This is a genomic window from Streptomyces sp. NPDC101237 (assembly GCF_044767465.1).
GTDB lineage: Bacteria > Actinomycetota > Actinomycetes > Streptomycetales > Streptomycetaceae > Streptomyces > Streptomyces gramineus.
Genome location: NZ_JBIWNY010000014.1, coordinates 109,141 through 127,916, shown reverse-complemented (window position 1 = coordinate 127,916; position 18,776 = coordinate 109,141). Strand labels below are relative to the sequence as shown.

At 71.7% G+C, this 18,776-nt stretch carries 23 protein-coding genes and 1 riboswitch; of the genes, 11 read left to right on the top strand and 12 right to left on the bottom strand.

Annotated features, from left to right (window positions below; genetic code table 11):
* Positions 1 to 1,221 carry an ornithine--oxo-acid transaminase gene (gene rocD / locus ACIRQ9_RS22530; protein ID WP_404176132.1) on the top strand — a complete coding sequence of 407 codons (1,221 nt, stop codon included), beginning with the start codon at positions 1 to 3 and terminating at the stop codon, positions 1,219 to 1,221.
* Between the two features lie 43 nt (positions 1,222 to 1,264).
* Here rocD and ACIRQ9_RS22525 read toward each other — a convergent pair whose 3' ends face one another.
* Positions 1,265 to 1,858, bottom strand: coding sequence for a DUF305 domain-containing protein (locus ACIRQ9_RS22525; RefSeq protein ID WP_404176129.1), 594 nt, complete (start codon positions 1,856 to 1,858; stop codon positions 1,265 to 1,267).
* Positions 1,859 to 1,940: 82 nt separating this feature from the next.
* A complete protein-coding gene (locus tag ACIRQ9_RS22520) occupies positions 1,941 to 2,351 on the bottom strand; it encodes a DUF6153 family protein (RefSeq protein WP_404176126.1) in 411 nt (136 codons plus the stop codon).
* A gap of 150 nt (positions 2,352 to 2,501) precedes the next feature.
* On the opposite strand from ACIRQ9_RS22520, the gene ACIRQ9_RS22515 reads away from it, so the two are divergent.
* On the top strand, positions 2,502 to 3,224 hold the full coding sequence (locus ACIRQ9_RS22515; protein WP_404176123.1) for a lysophospholipid acyltransferase family protein: 723 nt from the start codon (positions 2,502 to 2,504) through the stop codon (positions 3,222 to 3,224).
* Positions 3,225 to 3,285: 61 nt separating this feature from the next.
* Here the strand turns inward: ACIRQ9_RS22515 and ACIRQ9_RS22510 are convergent, their stop codons facing one another.
* The 8 genes from ACIRQ9_RS22510 to ACIRQ9_RS22475 all read right to left on the bottom strand — a co-directional run bounded on the left by ACIRQ9_RS22510 (position 3,286) and on the right by ACIRQ9_RS22475 (position 10,226).
* Entirely contained in the window at positions 3,286 to 4,887 is a 1,602-nt protein-coding gene (locus ACIRQ9_RS22510; RefSeq protein ID WP_404176120.1) for an alpha/beta hydrolase, read from the bottom strand.
* A gap of 130 nt (positions 4,888 to 5,017) precedes the next feature.
* Positions 5,018 to 5,779, bottom strand: a complete 762-nt coding sequence (locus ACIRQ9_RS22505; protein WP_404176117.1) for an urease accessory protein UreD — start codon at positions 5,777 to 5,779, stop codon at positions 5,018 to 5,020.
* Entirely contained in the window at positions 5,776 to 6,456 is a 681-nt protein-coding gene (gene ureG, locus ACIRQ9_RS22500; RefSeq protein ID WP_404176114.1) for an urease accessory protein UreG, read from the bottom strand. The genes ACIRQ9_RS22505 and ureG overlap by 4 nt, the downstream gene beginning before the upstream one ends.
* Before the next feature lie 115 nt (positions 6,457 to 6,571).
* Positions 6,572 to 7,249 (bottom strand): urease accessory protein UreF, encoded by a 678-nt coding sequence (locus tag ACIRQ9_RS22495; protein ID WP_404176111.1) that lies wholly within the window; start codon positions 7,247 to 7,249, stop codon positions 6,572 to 6,574.
* A 15-nt stretch (positions 7,250 to 7,264) separates the two neighbouring features.
* Positions 7,265 to 8,986, bottom strand: coding sequence for an urease subunit alpha (locus ACIRQ9_RS22490; protein ID WP_404176108.1), 1,722 nt, complete (start codon positions 8,984 to 8,986; stop codon positions 7,265 to 7,267).
* Positions 8,979 to 9,290, bottom strand: a complete 312-nt coding sequence (locus ACIRQ9_RS22485; RefSeq protein ID WP_404176105.1) for an urease subunit beta — start codon at positions 9,288 to 9,290, stop codon at positions 8,979 to 8,981. The genes ACIRQ9_RS22490 and ACIRQ9_RS22485 overlap by 8 nt, the downstream gene beginning before the upstream one ends.
* An 11-nt stretch (positions 9,291 to 9,301) precedes the next feature.
* A complete protein-coding gene (locus tag ACIRQ9_RS22480) occupies positions 9,302 to 9,604 on the bottom strand; it encodes an urease subunit gamma (protein ID WP_365285265.1) in 303 nt (100 codons plus the stop codon).
* A gap of 343 nt (positions 9,605 to 9,947) precedes the next feature.
* Positions 9,948 to 10,226 (bottom strand): type II toxin-antitoxin system Phd/YefM family antitoxin, encoded by a 279-nt coding sequence (locus tag ACIRQ9_RS22475; protein WP_404176101.1) that lies wholly within the window; start codon positions 10,224 to 10,226, stop codon positions 9,948 to 9,950.
* Positions 10,227 to 10,377: 151 nt separating this feature from the next.
* Between ACIRQ9_RS22475 and ACIRQ9_RS22470 the strand changes: the two genes are divergently transcribed.
* The 3 genes from ACIRQ9_RS22470 to ACIRQ9_RS22460 all read left to right on the top strand — a co-directional run bounded on the left by ACIRQ9_RS22470 (position 10,378) and on the right by ACIRQ9_RS22460 (position 12,349).
* On the top strand, positions 10,378 to 11,010 hold the full coding sequence (locus tag ACIRQ9_RS22470; RefSeq protein ID WP_404176098.1) for an ATP-dependent Clp protease proteolytic subunit: 633 nt from the start codon (positions 10,378 to 10,380) through the stop codon (positions 11,008 to 11,010).
* Positions 11,011 to 11,017: 7 nt separating this feature from the next.
* Positions 11,018 to 11,326: a hypothetical protein gene (locus ACIRQ9_RS22465; RefSeq protein ID WP_404176095.1), complete on the top strand. Its 309-nt coding sequence runs from the start codon at positions 11,018 to 11,020 to the stop codon at positions 11,324 to 11,326.
* Between the two features lie 331 nt (positions 11,327 to 11,657).
* Positions 11,658 to 11,872, top strand: a riboswitch (cyclic di-AMP (ydaO/yuaA leader).
* A gap of 3 nt (positions 11,873 to 11,875) precedes the next feature.
* Entirely contained in the window at positions 11,876 to 12,349 is a 474-nt protein-coding gene (locus ACIRQ9_RS22460) for a C40 family peptidase (RefSeq protein ID WP_404176092.1), read from the top strand.
* A gap of 33 nt (positions 12,350 to 12,382) precedes the next feature.
* Here the strand turns inward: ACIRQ9_RS22460 and ACIRQ9_RS22455 are convergent, their stop codons facing one another.
* Positions 12,383 to 12,841: an ATP-binding protein gene (locus ACIRQ9_RS22455; protein WP_404176088.1), complete on the bottom strand. Its 459-nt coding sequence runs from the start codon at positions 12,839 to 12,841 to the stop codon at positions 12,383 to 12,385.
* Between the two features lie 212 nt (positions 12,842 to 13,053).
* Between ACIRQ9_RS22455 and ACIRQ9_RS22450 the strand changes: the two genes are divergently transcribed.
* The gene (locus tag ACIRQ9_RS22450; protein ID WP_404176083.1) at positions 13,054 to 13,914 is read left to right on the top strand and encodes a helix-turn-helix domain-containing protein; all 861 of its coding nucleotides are present in this window, start codon (positions 13,054 to 13,056) and stop codon (positions 13,912 to 13,914) included.
* A 9-nt stretch (positions 13,915 to 13,923) separates the two neighbouring features.
* Positions 13,924 to 14,151, top strand: coding sequence for a DUF397 domain-containing protein (locus ACIRQ9_RS22445; protein ID WP_404176080.1), 228 nt, complete (start codon positions 13,924 to 13,926; stop codon positions 14,149 to 14,151).
* Positions 14,152 to 14,210: 59 nt separating this feature from the next.
* Here ACIRQ9_RS22445 and ACIRQ9_RS22440 read toward each other — a convergent pair whose 3' ends face one another.
* Entirely contained in the window at positions 14,211 to 15,338 is a 1,128-nt protein-coding gene (locus ACIRQ9_RS22440; RefSeq protein WP_404176077.1) for an 8-amino-7-oxononanoate synthase, read from the bottom strand.
* Between the two features lie 237 nt (positions 15,339 to 15,575).
* Between ACIRQ9_RS22440 and ACIRQ9_RS22435 the strand changes: the two genes are divergently transcribed.
* From ACIRQ9_RS22435 to ACIRQ9_RS22420, 4 genes are all read left to right on the top strand, one after another.
* Positions 15,576 to 15,731, top strand: coding sequence for a hypothetical protein (locus ACIRQ9_RS22435; RefSeq protein WP_404176074.1), 156 nt, complete (start codon positions 15,576 to 15,578; stop codon positions 15,729 to 15,731).
* A gap of 21 nt (positions 15,732 to 15,752) precedes the next feature.
* Complete coding sequence (locus tag ACIRQ9_RS22430) at positions 15,753 to 16,091, top strand: hypothetical protein (RefSeq protein WP_404176071.1); 339 nt, start codon at positions 15,753 to 15,755, stop codon at positions 16,089 to 16,091.
* A 201-nt stretch (positions 16,092 to 16,292) separates the two neighbouring features.
* Complete coding sequence (gene bioB / locus ACIRQ9_RS22425; RefSeq protein ID WP_404176068.1) at positions 16,293 to 17,501, top strand: biotin synthase BioB; 1,209 nt, start codon at positions 16,293 to 16,295, stop codon at positions 17,499 to 17,501.
* Complete coding sequence (locus ACIRQ9_RS22420) at positions 17,494 to 18,774, top strand: adenosylmethionine--8-amino-7-oxononanoate transaminase (RefSeq protein ID WP_404176065.1); 1,281 nt, start codon at positions 17,494 to 17,496, stop codon at positions 18,772 to 18,774. Before bioB ends, ACIRQ9_RS22420 begins: the two co-directional genes overlap by 8 nt.
* Positions 18,775 to 18,776 lie beyond the last annotated feature (2 nt).

Sequence of the window (18,776 nt, the reverse complement as noted above, 5' to 3'; positions counted from 1 at the left end):
ATGACCGCACCCGCGCACGCCCGTACCTCCGCCGAGCTGATCGAGGCCGAGGAGCCGGTCCTCGCGCACAACTACCACCCGCTGCCCGTGGTCGTCGCCCACGCCGAGGGCGCGTGGGTGGAGGACGTCGAGGGCCGCCGCTACCTCGACATGCTGGCCGGATACTCGGCGCTCAACTTCGGCCACCGCCACCCGGCCCTGATCGAGGCCGCCCACCGCCAGCTGGACCGCCTGACCCTGACCTCCCGGGCCTTCCACAACGACCGCCTCGCCGGGTTCGCGGAGCGGCTGGCCGCGCTGACCGGCATGGACATGGTGCTGCCGATGAACACCGGCGCCGAGGCGGTGGAGAGCGGCATCAAGGTGGCCCGCAAGTGGGCCTACGACGTGAAGGGCGTCCCGGCCGACCGGGCCACGATCGTCGTGGCGGCGGACAACTTCCACGGCCGTACGACGACGATCGTCAGCTTCTCCACCGACGAGACCGCACGTGCGGGCTTCGGCCCGTTCACGCCGGGCTTCCGGATCGTGCCGTACAACGACCTGGCCGCGCTGGAGGCGGCGGTCGACGAGACGACGGCCGCCGTGCTGATCGAGCCGATCCAGGGCGAGGCCGGGGTCGTGATCCCCGACGACGGCTACCTGACCGGGGTCCGGGAGCTGACCCGGCGGGCCGGCTGCCTGTTCGTGGCCGACGAGATCCAGTCCGGCCTCGGCCGCACCGGCCGTACGCTCGCCGTCGACCACGAGGGCGTCGTCCCGGACGTCGTACTGCTCGGCAAGGCGCTGGGCGGCGGGATCGTGCCGGTGTCGGCGGTGGTGGCCCGGCGCGAGGTGATGAGTGTGCTGCGGCCGGGCGAGCACGGCTCGACGTTCGGCGGCAACCCGCTCGCCGCCGCGGTCGGCACGGCGGTGGTCGAGCTGCTGGAGGGCGGTGAATTCCAGCGCAGGGCGGCCGAGTTGGGCGTGGTGCTGCGGGACGGCCTGACGGAGCTGGTCGGCAAGGGCGTGCTCGGGTTCCGCTCCCGCGGGCTGTGGGCGGGCGTCGACGTGGACCCGGCGATCGGCACCGGGCGGGAGATCAGCGAACGCCTGATGCGTGAGGGCGTCCTGGTCAAGGACACGCACGGTTCGACGATCCGGCTGGCTCCCCCGCTGACCGTCACCGCGGAGGAACTGCGGTCGGCGCTGGGCGCGCTGGAAAAGGTGCTGGCGGCCTGAGCCGGTGCGGCCGCGCCGTCGGGCGCGGCCGCACCCCGCCCGGTCAGCCCTTGCCGAGGAGCCGGTTCATCTCCTTGATCTCGGCGTTCTGGCCGGTGGCGATGGCACGGGCCAGTTCGGTCGCCGGCCGGTAGGCGCCGGCGGCGCGTTCGGTGGCGGCCATCTCGACGGCCCCCCGGTGGTGTTCGGCCATCATGGTCAGGAACTTGGTGTCGAAGTCCGGCCCTTCGGCCTTCCTCAGCGCGGTCATGTCCGCGTCGTCCGTCATCCCCGTCATCGCGCCGGTCGTACCGGCGTGGCCGCCGTGGTCCATGCCGGCCATCGGCACGTCCTCGCCCCAGGCCCTGAGCCAGCCGGACAGGGTGCCGATCTCCGGGTCCTGGGCCTTCTCGATCCGGGCGGCGAGGTCCTTCACCCGCGCCGAGGAGGCCCGGCCGACGGCCAGTTCCGCCATCTCCAGGGCCTGCCGGTGGTGCGGGATCATGCGCTGGGCGAAGGTCACGTCCTGCGCGTTGTGCGCGCCGGCGGCCGGGCCGCCGTGCGGGGCGGCGTCGCCGTCGCCGCCGCCGCAGGCGGTGAGGGCGAGGGCGGCGATCGCGGTCAGCGCGGCGCGGCCGCGGGTACGAAGGGTGGTCATGTTCGGTCTCCTGCGTCGGGTGTGAAGGGACACGTCCGAGCACGGCCGCGGCGCGGTGCGCGCACGGCCGGCCCGGGTCCCTCTAGATCCGCAGGAGCTGGAGTTCGGCCAGATCGGGGGGCGCGCGGGCGCCGTCCGGCGGCGTGGCCGGGCGGGAGCCGGCCGAACGGGCCGTCATGGGGCAGGACACCGGGTCCGGGGCCGGCGCGGGCAGCGCCGGTCCGCCGGTCACCGCGCCAGAGGCGCACGTCACGTCGGCGTGGTGGGTGGGGTGGCGGCCGTGGCAGCCGTCGTCGCCGGAGCAGTCGTCGGGGGCGGTGACCGTCGCGGCGGTCTCCATGACCCGGTCATGGCCGCGGTGCCCGCCGGGAACCAGGCCGCCGCCGGGTGCCAGCGCGTGCATGGCGAGCAGACCGGCCATCAGACCCAGCACGAGCAGGGCTCGCCACCGCCGGTGCGGCGGAAGCGGGGCGGGCTGCTCGGTGGGACGCATCGGGGTCATTCTAGGCGCGCGCCGGGCCGGACCGGGGCGGACACGTCGCCGGCGCTGTCACGGGACCGGCACGGTACGACGGCTGTGCTATTCATACCGGGCCCGGCAGACTTCGGCTTGGGTACGACCAGTTGGAGTGAAGGGCGAGCCATGTTCTACCACCTGCTCAAGTACGTCCTCCTGGGGCCGCTGCTACGGCTGGCGTTCCGGCCCCGGATCGAGGGGCTGGAACACGTGCCCGACTCGGGCCCGGCGATCGTCGCCGGCAACCATCTCTCGTTCGCCGACCACTTCCTGATGCCGGCCGTCCTCAAGCGGCGCATCACCTTCCTCGCCAAGGCCGAGTACTTCACCGGTCCGGGCGTACGGGGCCGGCTGACCGCGTTCTTCTTCCGCAGCGCCGGGCAGATCCCGGTGGACCGGTCCGGCAAGGAGGCCGGGCAGGCGGCGATCAGGGAGGGGCTCGGGGTGCTGGGCAGGGACGAACTGCTGGGCATCTATCCGGAGGGGACGCGCTCGCACGACGGCCGGCTCTACAAGGGCAAGGTCGGGGTGGCGGTGATGGCGCTGCGGGCCGGGGTGCCGGTGATCCCCTGCGCGATGATCGGCACCTTCGAGGCGCAGCCGCCCGGCAAGGTCATCCCGAACATCCACCCGGTGGTGATCCGGTTCGGTGAGCCGCTGGAGTTCTCCCGCTACGCCGGGATGGAGAACGAGAAGGCCGTGCTGCGCGCGGTCACCGACGAGATCATGTACGCCATCCTGAGCCTGTCGGAGCAGGAGTACGTCGACGAGTACGCGGCCGTGGTCAAGGCCGGGCAGGCGGCTCAGGGGACCAAGGAGCGCAGGTTCCCGCGGGCGCCGCTGAGTTGACCGGCACGGCACAGGGGCGGCGGGAGTGTTCCCGCCGCCCCTGTGCGCCTTGTCGGCCCGCTTACGGCTGCGGCGTGGCGTGCGGCGTGCAGGTGACGTCCGCGCGGTCCACCTTCCCGGTCAGCAGGTAGGTGTCGACGCGGCTGTTGATGCACGGGTTGACCAGGCCGGTCACACCGTGCGAGCCGGCGCCCTGCTCGGTGATCAGGCGGGAGCCCTTGAAGCGCTTGTGCAGTTCGACGGCGCCCGGGTACGGGGTGGCGGCGTCACGGGTGGACTGCACGATCAGCACGGTCGGCAGACCCTTGTGGGTGGTGACGTGCACCGGGGTCCGCTGCTTGACCGGCCAGGTGGCGCAGGGCAGGTTCAGCCATGCATTGGCCCAGGTCATGAACGGGTACCGCTTGTTGAGCGCGGTGTTGTCGCGGTCCCACTTCGTCCAGCTGGTGGGCCACTTGGCGTCGGTGCACTCGACGGCCGTGTAGACGGCGTTGCCGTTCTCCGCGGTGATGTTGCCCGCGGTGTCGGTCAGGTCCGGCGCCGCGGCGTCGATCAGGGCCTGGGTGTCACCCGCGACGTACTTGGCGAACACGGTCGCGACCGGGACCCAGGACGAGTCGTAGTACGGCGCGCTCTGGAAGAAGCCGATCAGCTCGGCCGGTCCGACGACCCCGCCGATCGGGTGCGCCTTGGCGGTGGCGCGCAGCTTCAGCCAGTTCGCCTGGACGGCGGCGCGGGTGGTGCCCAGGTGGAAGGAGGCGTCGTGCGCGGCGACCCAGTCCTCCCAGTCCTTCCAGCGGCCCTCGAAGGCGATGTCCTGGTCCAGGTTGGCCTGGTACCAGATCTTCTCGCGCGCCGGGTCGACGACGCTGTCCACGATCATCCGGCGGACGTGGCCGGGGAACAGCGTCCCGTACACGGCACCGAGGTAGGTGCCGTAGGAGACGCCGAGGTAGTTGAGCTTCTTCTCGCCGAGCGCGGCCCGGATGACGTCCAGGTCACGGGCGGTGTTGGTGGTGGTCATCTGCTGGAGCATCGCCCGGCCGGTGCGCTCGGCGCAGCCGTCCGCGTACTCCCGGGCGAGCTTGCGCTGGGCCCTCTTGTCGGCCTCGGTGTCCGGCACCGGGTCGGCCTTGGGCGCCTTCACGAACTCCTGCGGGTCGATGCAGGAGATGGGCGCCGAGTGGCCGACGCCGCGCGGGTCGAAGCCCACGAAGTCGTAGGCCTTGGAGGCGTTCACCCACAACGGGTTCTTGGTGGTGACGCGCAGCGGGAAGCGCATGCCCGAGCCACCGGGGCCACCGGGGTTGTAGACGAGCGCGCCCTGGCGCTCCGCCTTCGTCCCGGTGTTGGCTATGCGGTCGACGGCCAGCTTGATCTGTTTGCCGTAGGGCTTGGCGTAGTCGAGCGGAACGCTGACCCAGCCGCACTGGACCGGCTTCGTCAGGGCCCATTCGGCCGGGCAGTCGGCCCAGTCGATGCCGGCCTTGGCGGCGTGTGCGGCGGCGACGGCCGCGCCCCACTGTTCGCGGTCCTGTCCGTGCCGGACCTCGGCGCCGGACGCGGGGGCGGCGAGCGCACCGGTGATCAGGCTCGCGGTGACGAGCACGCCGGCCGCGCCGGACGCGAGTGTCCGGCTCCTCGATCTGAAGTTGTCCCTCAAGTGGGCCCCTCCCCGTACATAGTGACGAATGGTCAGGGGGGATCCTTCCGGCTGTGCGCCACCTGAGAACAGGGTAAGGGAGCCGTCTTTACCAATCCGATAACCGGACGATCACGTCCCGCTGAGCGGGTCACGCACCGAGGTGGTCCATGGCCCGGTCCAACAGGCGCCGCAGCAGCAGCGCGTCGCCCGCCACCGCGGTCACCAGAGCCGCGGGCCCTGGCAGCGGAGTGAGCACCGCGTTCTCCCCGAGCATCCGCGCCGTCACCGGCTCGCGCGCGAACTCCGGTCGTACGACCACCAGTTGTCCCACCGCCCGGTGTCCCGCCAGGACGGCCGGGCCGTCCCAGCCGCCGGGCGCCCCGGGTCCGCAGGCCAACTCCTGGTCCAGCACCGGCCTTTTGGCGACGTGCACCGTGAGCCGGCTGGTGAGCCGCCCCGGCTCCTCCCCCGCCCGTCCGAGCACCTGTTCCTCGCGCAGCACAAGCCGGCCGGCCGGACCGACGTCGACCCGCGTGGAGACGTGCAGGTCGCTGCCCTTCACCGAGATCAACGGCTCCGGGAGCCAGCGCAGTTCGGCGCCGTCGGCGACATCGAGCCGCACGCCGTAGCGGGCCTCGCCCTTCGTCTGTCCCGGCAGGGCGATCGTCGCCGCGGCCGAACCCACGGACAACCGGGCCCCGTCCTCCACGCGGGCGTCGATGCCGAACCCGTCCCCGCCGAGCGGCCCGCTCATCGCGCCGACGACCATCACCCGGGCCTCGGCGCCGGCCGACCGGGTCCGGCGCAGCGCGAGCGGTCCCTCTCCCTCCAGTACGGGCAGCGCGGTGCCCCCGCGGCCGTCGGGCCTGGCGACGATCCGCGCCAGAGCGTGCACCCCGGTGACGCTCATGCCGTCCACGCGGCGAGCCGTTCCCGCACCCACCGGGCCACGTCGGCCACACCGGTCCCGCCGCGCAACGACTGGAAGACGACCGGCAGGTCGGCCCGCTGCGCCTTGGCGTCCGCGGCCATCCGCGCGAGGTCGGACCCCACGTACGGCGCCAGGTCGGTCTTGTTGACGATCAGCAGGTCGGCGGTGGTGACACCGGGCCCGCCCTTGCGCGGGATGTCGTCGCCCCCGGCCACGTCGATCACGAAGATCTGCGCGTCCACCAGCCCCTTGGAGAAGGTGGCCGTGAGGTTGTCGCCGCCGGACTCGACGAGGACGAGGTCGAGCGGCCCGGTCTCGTCCTCCAGGTCCTCCACGGCTTCGAGGTTGGCGGAGATGTCGTCCCGGATGGCGGTGTGCGGGCAGGCCCCCGTCTCGACGGCGGCGATCCGCTCGGGCGGCAGGACGGCCTCCCGCAGCAGGAACTCGGCGTCCTCACGGGTGTAGATGTCGTTGGTGACGACGGCGAGGGACAATTCGTCGCGCAGGGCCCGGCACAGGGCGGCGACGGTGGCGGTCTTGCCGGACCCCACGGGCCCGCCGAGCCCGATCCGCAGGGCCCGCCGTGATCCGTCGGGACGGCGCGCGTCCGCGCCGACGGCGGCGGGGCCGTGGTGGTGATCGTGGTCGAGATGCATGTGCGGCTCCCTTGGATACGTGGTCTTCTCGATGGCCCGTTCGGCGGCCCGCGGTGCCGGGCCGTGCCCGCGAGGCCTGTTCCGCGGCCGGACGGCAGGAGTTCGCGGACACGCCCTACGAAGCGAACAGCCGCACCGCCCAGGCGGCGTGCCACTCGGCTCCGATCTCCAGCAACGGCGCGGAAGAGGCGGGCAGCGCGTCCGTCCCGCCTCCCGCGGCCGCCTCGCGCGCGGCCTCCACCGCCCGGTCGGCCGTCCGGTCCACCTCGGGTGCCAGCCGGGCCAGCACGCCGGTGGCCTCGAACGGGTCCAGGCTCAGCAGGCGCACGACCGCCGTGGCCGGTCCGCTCACGCATTCGTAGGCAGCGCAGTGGGCCGCGTCCTCGGCCGACAGCCCGGCGGCCCGGGCCACCGTCCCCAGCACTACCGGCTGATGGGCCCCCTTGGGGAACTCCGCCGCCAGGGCGTCGAGTTCGGCGGCCGGCCAGGCGGCACGCCCGGCCCGCAGCAGCTGCCGTCCGAGTCGGCGAGCGGCGTTGCGGAGCGCGGGCGACGGCGTCCGCGCGTCCGCCGCCGCGTCCAGCTCCCGTGCCGGGCAGCCGAGTACGGCGGCCGCGGCGAGCGCGCCCGCCACCAGCCCCGCCGTGTGCAGCCGACCACGGCAGAACTCCTCCAGACTCGCCGCTCCGGTGATCCGGCCGGCCTTGACGGCCGCCTCCGCGCCACCGGAGTGCGCATGGCCTCCGGCCGGGAAGCGGCCGTCGGCCAGGACCAGCAACGCTGCCCGAGACATCGCAGACACCGGCCCTCAGAAGAGGAAGTAGCGCTGGGCCATGGGCAGTTCGGCGGCCGGTGTCGCCTCGACCAGCTCGCCGTCGATGAACACGGCGAAGCTGTCGGGGTCGACCCGCACCTGCGGACGCGCGTCGTTCTCGCGCATGTCCGCCTTGGTCACGCCGCGCGTCGAGTCGATGGCCACGAACCGCTTGCCGAGCTGCAGCCGTTCCGGCAGCCCGTCCTCGATGGCCGACGGGGCGACGAAGTTGAAGGAGTTGGCGGCCGGTGCCCGCCCGATCGCCCCGTACATGGGGCGCGGCAGGATCGGCTGGGGTGTCGGGATCGAGGCGTTGGCGTCCCCCATCTGCGCGTAGGCGATCTGGCCGCCCTTGAGCACGAGGTGCGGCTTGACCCCGAAGAACGCGGGCTCCCACAGCACCAGGTCGGCGAGTTTGCCGCTCTCCACGGACCCGATCTCACGGGCGAGCCCCTGGGCGAGTGCCGGGTTGATCGTGTACTTGGCGACATAGCGCCGTACCCGGTGGTTGTCGGCCCGTCCGTCGCCCGCCAGCGCGCCGCGCCGTCGCTTCATCACGTGCGCGGTCTGCCAGGTCCGCAGGATCACCTCGCCGACGCGTCCCATGGCCTGCGCGTCGGAGGAGATGATGGAGATCGCGCCGAGGTCGTGCAGGATGTCCTCGGCGCCGATGGTCGAGGGCCGGATCCGGGACTCGGCGAACGCCAGGTCCTCCGGGACCGCCGGATTCAGGTGGTGGCACACCATCAGCATGTCGAGGTGTTCCTCGGCGGTGTTCACGGTGTACGGCCGGGTCGGATTCGTCGAGCTGGGCAGGACGTGCGGCTCGGAGACGACCGTCATGATGTCCGGTGCGTGCCCGCCCCCGGCGCCCTCGGTGTGGTACGCGTGGATGCCGCGTCCGCCGATGGCCGCGAGGGTGTCGCCGACGAACCCGGCCTCGTTCAGCGTGTCGGTGTGGATGGCCACCTGGATGCCGGTGCGGTCGGCGACGGTGAGGGCCGCGTCGATGACGGCCGGGGTGGATCCCCAGTCCTCGTGCAGCTTCAGCCCGAGGGCCCCGCCGCGGATCTGGGAGAGCATCGCCTCGTGCGAGACGGTGTTGCCCTTGCCGAGGAAGCCGATGTTGAGCGGGTACTGCTCCATCGCCTCCAGCATCCGCGCGAGGTGCCACGGTCCCGGGGTCACGGTGGTGGCCTTGGACCCTTCGGCCGGTCCGGTGCCGCCGCCGACGAGCGTGGTGATTCCCGCGGCCAGCGCCTCGTCGGCGATCTGCGGGCAGATGAAATGGACGTGCGCGTCGATGCCGCCGGCGGTCAGGATCCGTCCGTTGCCGGCGATGACCTCCGTCTCGGGGCCTATCACCAGCTCCGGGTGGACCCCGTCCATGGTGTCGGGGTTGCCCGCCTTGCCGATGCCGGTGATCCGGCCGTCGCGGATGCCGACGTCGGCCTTGACGACGCCCCAGTGGTCGATGATCACCGCTCCGGTGACGATCGTGTCGGGGGTGCCCTCCGCCCGGGTGGCGCGCGACTGGCCCATGGACTCGCGGATGACCTTGCCGCCGCCGAAGACGGCCTCGTCGCCGGCGAGCCCGGGCCCTCCGCAGCGGTCCTCCTCGATCTCCACGAGCAGGTCGGTGTCGGCGAGCCGGATCCGGTCGCCGGTGGTCGGTCCGAACAGGTCGGCGTAGGCGGCGCGGGAGATCTCAGGCATCGAGGGCACCTCCGGTCTCCCCGCGCAGCCCGGGAACGACCCGGGCCCCGGCGAGGGGGACCAGTCCGACGTCGACGGGGATGCCGGGCTCGAAGCGGACCGCGGTCCCCGCGGCGATGTTCAGCCGCTTCCCGCGCGCGGCGCCCCGGTCGAACTCCAGTCCGGGGTTGGCCTCCGCGAAGTGGTAGTGGGAGCCCACCTGGACGGGCCGGTCGGCGGTGTTGAGGACGGTCATCCGGGTGACGTCACGGCCCTCGTTGTACACGACGGGTTCCTCGGCGAAGAGGATCTCTCCGGGGATCATCGGCGGCCCCCTCAGACGATCGGGTCGTGGACGGTGACCAGCTTCGTGCCGTCCGGGAAGGTCGCCTCGACCTGGACGTCGTGGATCATCTCGGGGATGCCCTCCATGACGTCGTCCCTGGTGAGGAGCTTGCGTCCGGACGCCATGAGTTCGGCGACGGTACGGCCGTCCCGTGCGCCTTCGAGGATGTGCGACGTGATGAGAGCGATCGTCTCGGGGTGGTTCAGCCGCAGTCCGCGGGCCCGGCGCTTCTCGGCCACGTCGGCCGCCACGTGGATCAGCAGCCTCTCTTGTTCGTGCGGGGTCAGTTGCACGTCCCACCTCACAGTCCTCGCTCCGGACCGTGCGGGGTCCGGTTGCCGCAGCCACCGCGACAGATCGGGCGGAGCCGATCCGGACAGGAAAACCCCTGGTGGCGTGGATCGGCAGGCTAGTTTGCCGGAGTTTCGAGGACGTTAACCGGACCTTGATCATCCGATGACCGGCGCATGGGGGCGCGTACCGGCGCACGGCGCGGTCTGCGCCGAACGGGTCCTGCCGCTTCCCACCGCCCCCTTCAGGCCCGTACGGGTGACCGGGGGCCGCGCCGGGCGCCGGGCGCACAGGCGTCGACCCTCCGCGGAGGGTCCGGAGGAGGGCCGGTGGCATGACGGGGGTTCAGGATCCGGCGGCGCCCCGGTGCTCGGCCGTGATGCCGAAGCTGCCCCGCCCCGGGCGTACGGCGGCGGCCTCGCCGACCGTGGAGACCGCGCTGGCGACCTGGTCGTCGGCGGCTTCCGACAGCCCGTCGAGGCGTTCGAGGTCGGCGGCGGAGACGAGCGCGACCAAGGGCTTGCCGTGCCGCGTCACGACCACGCGCTCACCGCCGTACACCACCCGGTTGATCAGGTCGGCGAGCTCGGCCCTGGCTTGCGTCACCGGAATCTCGTAGGACATGCCCTCAGCTTACGGCGGACCTCCGACACCACATCTTGTTCGGCTTCAGCGGAATCCCGGTCCGGCCCCCTTTCAGAGTTCTGTACATCCTGTACGTTTCTCATCGAGACTTCGGATGCTGAGACAGCTCAGCCGCGAGGAGGGGTACGTCATGACCCGACCGTCCGCCCGCCACGTCCTGCCCGAGTTCACCGAACGCACCGGCGCCGGGCAGCGCACCCTGGACCCGTACGCCAAGCTGCTGGAGGAACGGATCGTCCTCCTCGGCACGCCCGTCGACGAGATCTCGGCCAACGACGTGGCGGCGCAGTTCATGTACCTGGAACACGCGGCCCCGGACCGGGACATCTCGCTGTACATCAACTCTCCCGGCGGCTCGTTCAGCGCGATGACCGCGATCTACGACACCCTCCGGTACGTCACCTGCGACGTGGAGACGATCTGCCTGGGACAGGCCGGGGCCTCCGCCGCGGTGCTGCTCGCGGCCGGCACCCCGGGCAAGCGGTTGGCGCTGCCGGGCGCGCGCGTCGTGCTCCAGCAGCCGTCGCTGCCGGAGCCGGTGCAGGGCCGGCCGAGTGATCTCGTCATCCAGGCGGCGGAGTTGGAGCGGACGCGCGCGCTCCTGGAGGAGATGCTCGTCCGGCACACCGGAAGGACACCGGACCGGGTGCGCCGGGATCTGGAGCGGGATCTGGTACTGGACGCCCAGGAGGCGCTGGCGTACGGGCTGGTGGACCGGATCGTGCCGGGCCGCAGGCGCTCGCCCGGCCAGGACGCGGGGTGAGCGGGCGATGCTGCCGCCCGAGCTGCCGCCGCTGCCCGCGCTGACCCGCGCCGAGGGCGAGCTGATCGACCGTTACCTGGCCGTGGTCGACCTGCTGGGCCGTATCAACCCGGCGCAGAACGAGGACACCTACCGCGGGCTGCGCGCCGCGCAGGCGCTGGTGCGCGCGGCGGCCGAGCTGCGCGACGCCCTCGCCCTGATGCACCGGCGGGGCGAGACGGAGCTCCATGGGGACACGCTCGCACGGGCCCTGCGGGTGCTCGACGGCGAGCGCCGGACCGCGCGCGTCGCACTCCCGCCCGACTGCGTACGGTGAGACCCGCCGTCGTCCGGTGCGACGCGTCCACCCGCCGGTGGGGCCGGAGTTGAAACGACCCAGTGGGGTTACGGCTGTTCGGCCGAGTGTGGCGTGGTTTTACCTGACCGCCGAGCCCGCTCAAGATGCGCGCACTCAGGGGCACGCGGAGGGCTTCGGCGCAGGTCCGGGGCTACGTACGGCAGTTGGCTGCTATTCGAACACACCCCTGTCCACCCGAACGGGTGGGTGGTGAGTAACCCCACAAATCCCCGATTCCGTTGGGATTTTCGGACACGCGTAAGTGAAGATCCCTGTCTGACGACAAGCCCCCGCCACAGCGGCGGGGCGATCCGTGCGGACGCCGAGTCCTGCCGCCGCCCGGATGACCGGTCGACGGAAGTGGATCGGCAGGAGTGGAGGACCCGAGCACGACGGGTCGCCGGCACGGTCGCACCATCGACCGGGCCGCGCAGCCCTAGGGGTGAAGCCGTGGCGACACGGCCGGGCAACTTCGCCAGCCCGAATCCGACAGGTCATCCTTCACAGGCGGCTGACGAAGGGTTGCGCATGACTGCGCTCAATCGTGTCCCGTCGCTGATGGCGCGGGCCGGCACGGCCTCGGCGCTCACCATTGCCGCCGTGGGCGGCTCCATCGTGATCCCGGGCGTCGCTGCGGACGCCTCGGCCGCCACGATAGCGACCAGGGCTCTTCAGGTCGCGGCCTCGAAGAAGGGCTCGCCCTACAGCTGGGGTGCCACCGGACCGAACCGGTTCGACTGCTCAGGGCTGACGCTGTACTCGTTCAAGAAGGCGGGCAAGAAGCTCCCGCGAACGGCGGCCCAGCAGTACAACAAGACCCGTCACGTCTCGGCCGGCAGCCGCAGGGCCGGAGACCTGGTCTTCTTCCATTCGGGTTCCAGCGTGTACCACGTCGGCATCTACGCCGGGAAGGGACGGATCTGGCACGCCCCGAAGACCGGGGACGTGGTGAAGCTGCAGAAGATCTGGACGCGCAGCGTCTGGTACGGCCGGGTCAGCTGAACCGGGCGGCGGCCGGCCGGCGGGAACTCGGGGCTACGGTTCCTGTTGGCCGGCCGCGGTGACCGTACCGGCCGGGACCGCCCAGGGCAGCTCGATGAAGACGGTCTTGCCGCCTTCCCGGGTGGGGCGCACCCGGAGCTTGCCGCCGCACTCCGCGGTGAGCCAGCGGATGATCACCATGCCGCGCCCGTTGTCCTGCTGGACCGCGGCCGGGAGTCTCTTCGGGAACCGCGGGTGGCTGTCGGTGACGCCGATGCGCAGGTGTTCGTCCCGGTCGAGGACGAGGTCCACCGTGAAGGTCGGGGACTGCCCGAGGGTGTGCTGGACCGCGTTGGTGGCCAGTTCGGAGACGATGAGGCGGATGGTGTCCGCGGTCTCCGTACCCGGCGGCAGACCCCACTCCGCGAGAGTGCCCAGCGCGTAGGAGCGGGCCACGGACACCGAGGCGGGATCGCTCGGCAGAGTGATGGATGCTTCCAGGTGGTCTGCCATGGCGACGTCGTCCCTTTCCCACGGGACCGTGGTCCGACACGGTGCGGATGGTTCGAGTACGGTCCCGGACTGGTGCTTCTTCGCCAGACTGCCATTGCCAGGACGGTCAGGGGAGCGATCCACCAAGATATGCATATATCTGTCGCTCGATGCGGTGAACTCTGCGACCCCAGAGCGTATTCGGGCGGTCTGGAAGGAGTAGGGAGTAGCCCATGCAGAACGGTCCCGCGGTGCGCCGCCGGAAACTGGGCGCCGAGTTGCGCTCGCTGCGCACCGGTGCCGGCCTCACGAGCGGCGAGGCCGCCCGTCTGGTGGGCTGGCACCAGTCGAAAGTGAGCCGGATCGAGACCGGCGCCAGCGGTGTGAAACCGGCCGATGTGCGGTTACTCCTGGACGCCTACGGCGTGGTCGAGGGGCAACTGCGCGAGTTACTGCTGGTGTTGGCGGGGTCGGAGGACACTGCGGGGCGGCACCACTGGTGGCATGCCTATCGCGGCGTACTGCCGCCCACCTACCGGGATTTCATCAGTCTGGAGTCACAGGCCGGCGCGATGCGCACGCTGGAGACCTCGGTCGTGCCGGGGCTGCTGCAGACCCCCGAGTACGCGCGCGCCGTGACCAGGGCGGCCGTGGACGGGCTCGACGACGAGGCGCTGGACGCCCTCGTGGAAGTGCGGCTGGCCAGGCAGGACGTGCTGCGCAACCGTCCGCCGCTGGAGCTGAGCGCGGTCCTCGACGAGGCGGTGCTGCGCCGGGAGGTCGGCGGCCCGGGCGTGATGGCGCGGCAGCTGGAACGGCTGCTGGAGGCGGCCCGGTTGCCCCAGGTACGGCTGCAGGTGCTGCCATTCTCGGCCGGAGCCCATGTCGGCATCACCGGGCCTTTCGTAATCTTCTCATTTCCGAGCACTTCTGATCTGGATGTTGTTGTTCTCGACCAGTTGACGAGTAGCCTCTACCTCGAACGGAAAGAAGACCTCCAGACCTACACGGAGGCCTTCAACACCCTTCAGATCCACGCCCTTTCGCCCGAGGACTCGTTGGATTACATCGCCGGGATAGGTGACGGCGCGTAAGGAGGCACCATGAATGCACTGCCTCGGAACGTACCTTCAAGTACTGATCTGCACGGACTGCGGTGGCTGCGCAGCAGCTACAGCACCGGAGCGAACAACTGCGTGGAGACGGCACGGCCGCACTCCGGTCGGCTGACCGGACTGCTCGCCGTGCGCGACTCCAAGGACCCGGCAGGACCCGCGCTGCTCTTCTCCCCCGGGAGCTGGGCGGGTTTCGTGTCGGCGCTCACCTGCTGATCGGTACGTGACCGACTCCGTATCCGCATTCGGTCAGGACCCGGCCGTGTCACGCCGACTCATGGTCGTGTCTCACCGATCACCTGTACAGCGCGTTCGATCTCGGCCCCGGAGAGGTCCGCACGGGCGGTCAGCCTGAGCCGCGACACGCCGTCCGGCACGGACGGCGGGCGGAAACAGCCCACGGCCAGGCCTGCCGCACGGCAGGCGGCCGCCCACCGCACGGCCCCCTCCGGGGACGGGGCCCGCACGGAGACCACCGCGGCGTCCGGACGCACCGCTTCCAGACCCGCGGCGGTCAGCCGTGCGTGCAGTTCGGCGGCGACGGCACGGGCCCGCTCCGCGCGTTCGGGCTCCCGGCGCAGCAACCGCAGCGCCGCCAGCGCCGCGCCCGCCGCGGCCGGTGCAAGACCGGTGTCGAAGATGAAGGTCCGGGCCGCGTTCACCAGGTGGTCGACGACCCGTGCCGGGCCGAGCACGGCCCCGCCCTGGCTGCCGAGCGACTTGGACAGGGTCACCGTGACCACCACGTCGTCGGCGCCGGCGAGCCCGGCCGCCTGCGGCGCGCCCCGCCCGCCGTCCCCGAGCACGCCCAGCCCGTGCGCGTCGTCCACGAGCAGCCCGGCACCGCGTTCCCGGCACGCCTCGGCCAGCGCGGCCAGCGGCGCCGCGTCGCCGTCCACCGAGAACACCGTGTCGCAGACGACGACCGCGGGCCCCTCGTGCGTCCCGAGCGCCTTGCGGACGGCGTCCGGGGCCGCGTGCCCGACGACCTGGGTGGTACCCCGGGCCAGCCGGCAACCGTCGATCAGGGAGGCGTGGTTGAGGGCATCGGAGACGATCAGGGAGCCGTGCGGGCCGAGGGTGGTGACGGCGGCGAGGTTGGCGGCGTAGCCGGAGGAGAAGACCAGGGCCGCCTCGAACCCGCAGAAATCGGCCAGCTCGCGCTCCAGCTCGGTGTGGAGTTCGGTGGTGCCGGTGACCAGCCGGGAGCCGGTGGAGCCGCCGCCCCAGGTCCGGGCCGCGACCGCCGCGCCCTCGGTCACCTCGGGGTGGTGGGCGAGGCCCAGGTAGTCGTTGCTCGCCAGGTCCAGCAGCGGGGAGTCGGCGGGGCGGGGGCGCAGGGTCCGAACCAGTCCGGCGCGGCGGCGCAGTTCCGCCTGTTCGTCGATCCAGCCGAACGCCATGGCTCCTCCGGTGATTTTGTGGGCAGTGAACAGACCCTAGCGGGACCATCAGCCACCACTGTGTGGCAATACCCACAGCCGGTTATGTCCAGCAGGGAAATCGTCCAGGTCAGAGGCTGTATCACGCCCTTCGTAAGGGATCGTGATCGTCCCTCACGCGGACCGGCCGCACGCCCAGGCGGCGCCCCGCGAGTCAGCGGCTGCTGCGGCGCGACCGCACGAGGCACGCCGCGGAGCGTGCTGGACACCAGCAAGGCACCGGTGGCGTTCGACAGCGACGAATACGGCAACGCCCGCAGGGGCCGCGTCCACGCCAAGTACCGGGGCCCCAACTGGGGAACCGGAATCGGCGGGGTCGCGATCACCATCGTGGCGAACAAGCGCTGGACCTAACGGATCGGCTCCTACGGCTCGGTGACCTACGCCCTCGCGGCAGCGGTCCTCGGCATCCTGGCCGTCGTCTTCCCGCCCGCCGCGCCCGTACTCGGCGTACTGGCAGCACTGATCACCATCATCGGGGCCGGCATCCGTTTCGTCGCCCAGAACGCGTCCGCACGCGGACAATCAGCGAACTACGAGCGCGAGTTCCGCGTGCGTCCGCCGTTCGCTCGAGATCTGGTCGTGCGCCTCGCGGTCCCCTACGGCCGCACGGTGGGGGATGCCGAGAGCTCCAAGAACAAGCCCGCACCCCGTCACGCACGGCGCTTGGGTGATCAGCCTACTCGGGGGTGTTGTAGGAATCCTCCATACTGATCCACTGGCCTGTGCGTGTCGCACACGGCTCTCGCCAAACGGGCGACGGGATCCGGATTCGGGTCTCTGACCTGGTCTTCCATGCTCTCTGTGGACCCTGTGTACGGGGGTGGTCCTGTTGCATATCCCACACGTCGAACTGACAGGGTTGTGCAAACTCTCCTTGGCCAGGAGCGGCCCCGTAGTACAGGATCGGCTCTCATGGACCTGCTGAACACGCTGGTGGACAAGGGGCTTCGGCGCGAGCTGCCGACCCGCGAGGAAGCACTCGCCGTACTGGCGACCTCCGACGACGACGTGCTCGATGTGGTGGCCGCGGCCGGCAAGGTGCGCCGGCACTGGTTCGGCCGGCGCGTGAAACTCAACTACCTGGTCAACCTCAAGTCCGGTCTGTGTCCTGAGGACTGCTCCTACTGCTCGCAGCGCCTCGGGTCCTCGACCGGGATCCTCAAGTACAGCTGGCTCAAGCCCGACGAGGCCTCCAAGGCGGCCGCCGCCGGCCTGGCCGGCGGCGCCAAGCGGGTCTGCCTGGTGGCGAGCGGACGCGGCCCGACGGACCGGGACGTCGACCGGGTCGCCGGCACCATCAAGGCCATCAAGGAGCAGAACGAAGGCGTCGAGGTGTGCGCCTGCCTCGGGCTGCTCTCCGACGGCCAGGCCGAGCGGCTGCGCGCGGCGGGCGCGGACGCCTACAACCACAACCTCAACACGTCCGAGGGGACGTACGGGGACATCACGACCACGCACACGTACGCCGATCGGGTGGACACGGTCACCAAGGCGCACGCGGCCGGTCTGTCGGCCTGCTCCGGTCTGATCGCCGGTATGGGTGAAACCGACGAGGACCTGGTGGACGTGGTCTTCTCGCTGCGCGAGCTGGACCCGGACTCGGTGCCGGTCAATTTCCTGATCCCGGTCGAGGGCACCCCGCTGGCCAAGGAGTGGAACCTCACCCCCCAGCGCTGTCTGCGGATCCTGGCGATGGTGCGGTTCGTCTGCCCGGACGTCGAGGTGCGGATCGCGGGCGGCCGAGAGGTCCACCTGCGCACCATGCAGCCGCTGGCGCTGAACCTGGCCAACTCGATCTTCCTCGGCGACTACCTCACCACCGAGGGGCAGGCCGGTCAGGCGGACCTGGAGATGATCGCGGACGCCGGGTTCGTGGTCGAGGGCGCCGACGAGGTGACGCTGCCGCAGCACCGGGCCGACGTCGCGGCCGGAGGCTGCGGGTCGCACGCGGAGGCCGGCTGCGGGTCGCACGGGGAGGCCGGCTGCGGGTCGGGGGTCTGCGGCTCCCACGAGGAGGCGGCCGCGCTCGCGGAAGCCACCTCGCTCGCCAACGAGCCGCGCACCGACCTGGTCGCCGTCCGCCGCAGGGGCGCCGGAACGGATCTCGCGCCCAATGCCTGACCTGAGCGTCCCCGAGCTGCTGGAGCTGGACCGACGGCACGTCTGGCATCCGTACGGACCGATGCCGGGCCGGGCCGAACCGCTCGTCGTGGAGTCGGCGAGCGGGGTCCGGCTGCGGCTCGCGGACGGCTCGGGCGAGTTGGTCGACGGCATGTCGTCCTGGTGGTCGGCGATCCACGGCTACAACCATCCGGTGCTCAACGAGGCCGCGCGCGACCAGCTCGGCCGGATGAGCCACGTGATGTTCGGCGGGCTCACGCACGAGCCGGCGGTACGCCTGTCGAAGCTCCTTGTCGACTTGTCGCCGGAGGGGCTCGAACACGTCTTCCTCGCCGACTCCGGGTCGGTGTCGGTCGAGGTCGCGGTCAAGATGTGCCTGCAGTACTGGCGTTCCCTCGGCCGCCCCGCGAAGCAGCGCCTGCTGACCTGGCGCGGCGGCTACCACGGCGACACCTGGCAGCCGATGTCGGTGTGCGACCCCGAGGGCGGGATGCACGAGCTCTGGTCCGGGCTGCTGCCCGGCCAGGTCTTCGCGGACGCGCCCCCGGCCGAGTACGACGCCTCGTACGCCGACCGGCTCCGCTCCCTGATCGAGCGGCACGCGGACGAACTGGCCGCGGTGATCGTGGAGCCGGTGGTGCAGGGCGCGGGCGGGATGCGGTTCCACTCCCCCACGTACCTGCGGGTGCTGCGCGAGGCCTGCGACGCGCACGACGTGCTGCTGGTGTTCGACGAGATCGCGACCGGGTTCGGCCGCACGGGAGCGCTGTTCGCGGCGGACCACGCGGCCGTCACCCCGGACGTGATGTGCGTGGGCAAGGCGCTGACCGGTGGTTACCTGACGATGGCGGCGACCCTGTGCACGTCCCGGGTGGCCGACGGCATCTCGCGGGGCGAGGTGCCGGTGCTGGCCCACGGCCCCACGTTCATGGGCAACCCGCTGGCCGCCGCCGTGGCCTGTGCCTCCCTCGGGCTGCTGCTCGGCCGGGACTGGCGGGCGGAGGTCAAGCGGATCGAGTCGGGACTGCGGGACGGCCTGGCGCCCGCCCGGGAGATCCCCGGTGTCCGGGACGTCCGGGTGCTCGGCGCCATCGGGGTCGTCCAGCTCGACCACGAGGTGGACATGAAGGCGGCCACGGCCGCCGCCGTACGCGAGGGCGTGTGGCTGCGGCCGTTCCGCGACCTGGTCTACACGATGCCGCCGTACGTCACGGGCGACGCGGACCTGGCACGGATCGCGCGCGCGGTGTGCGCCGCCGCGCAGGAGGGATGAGC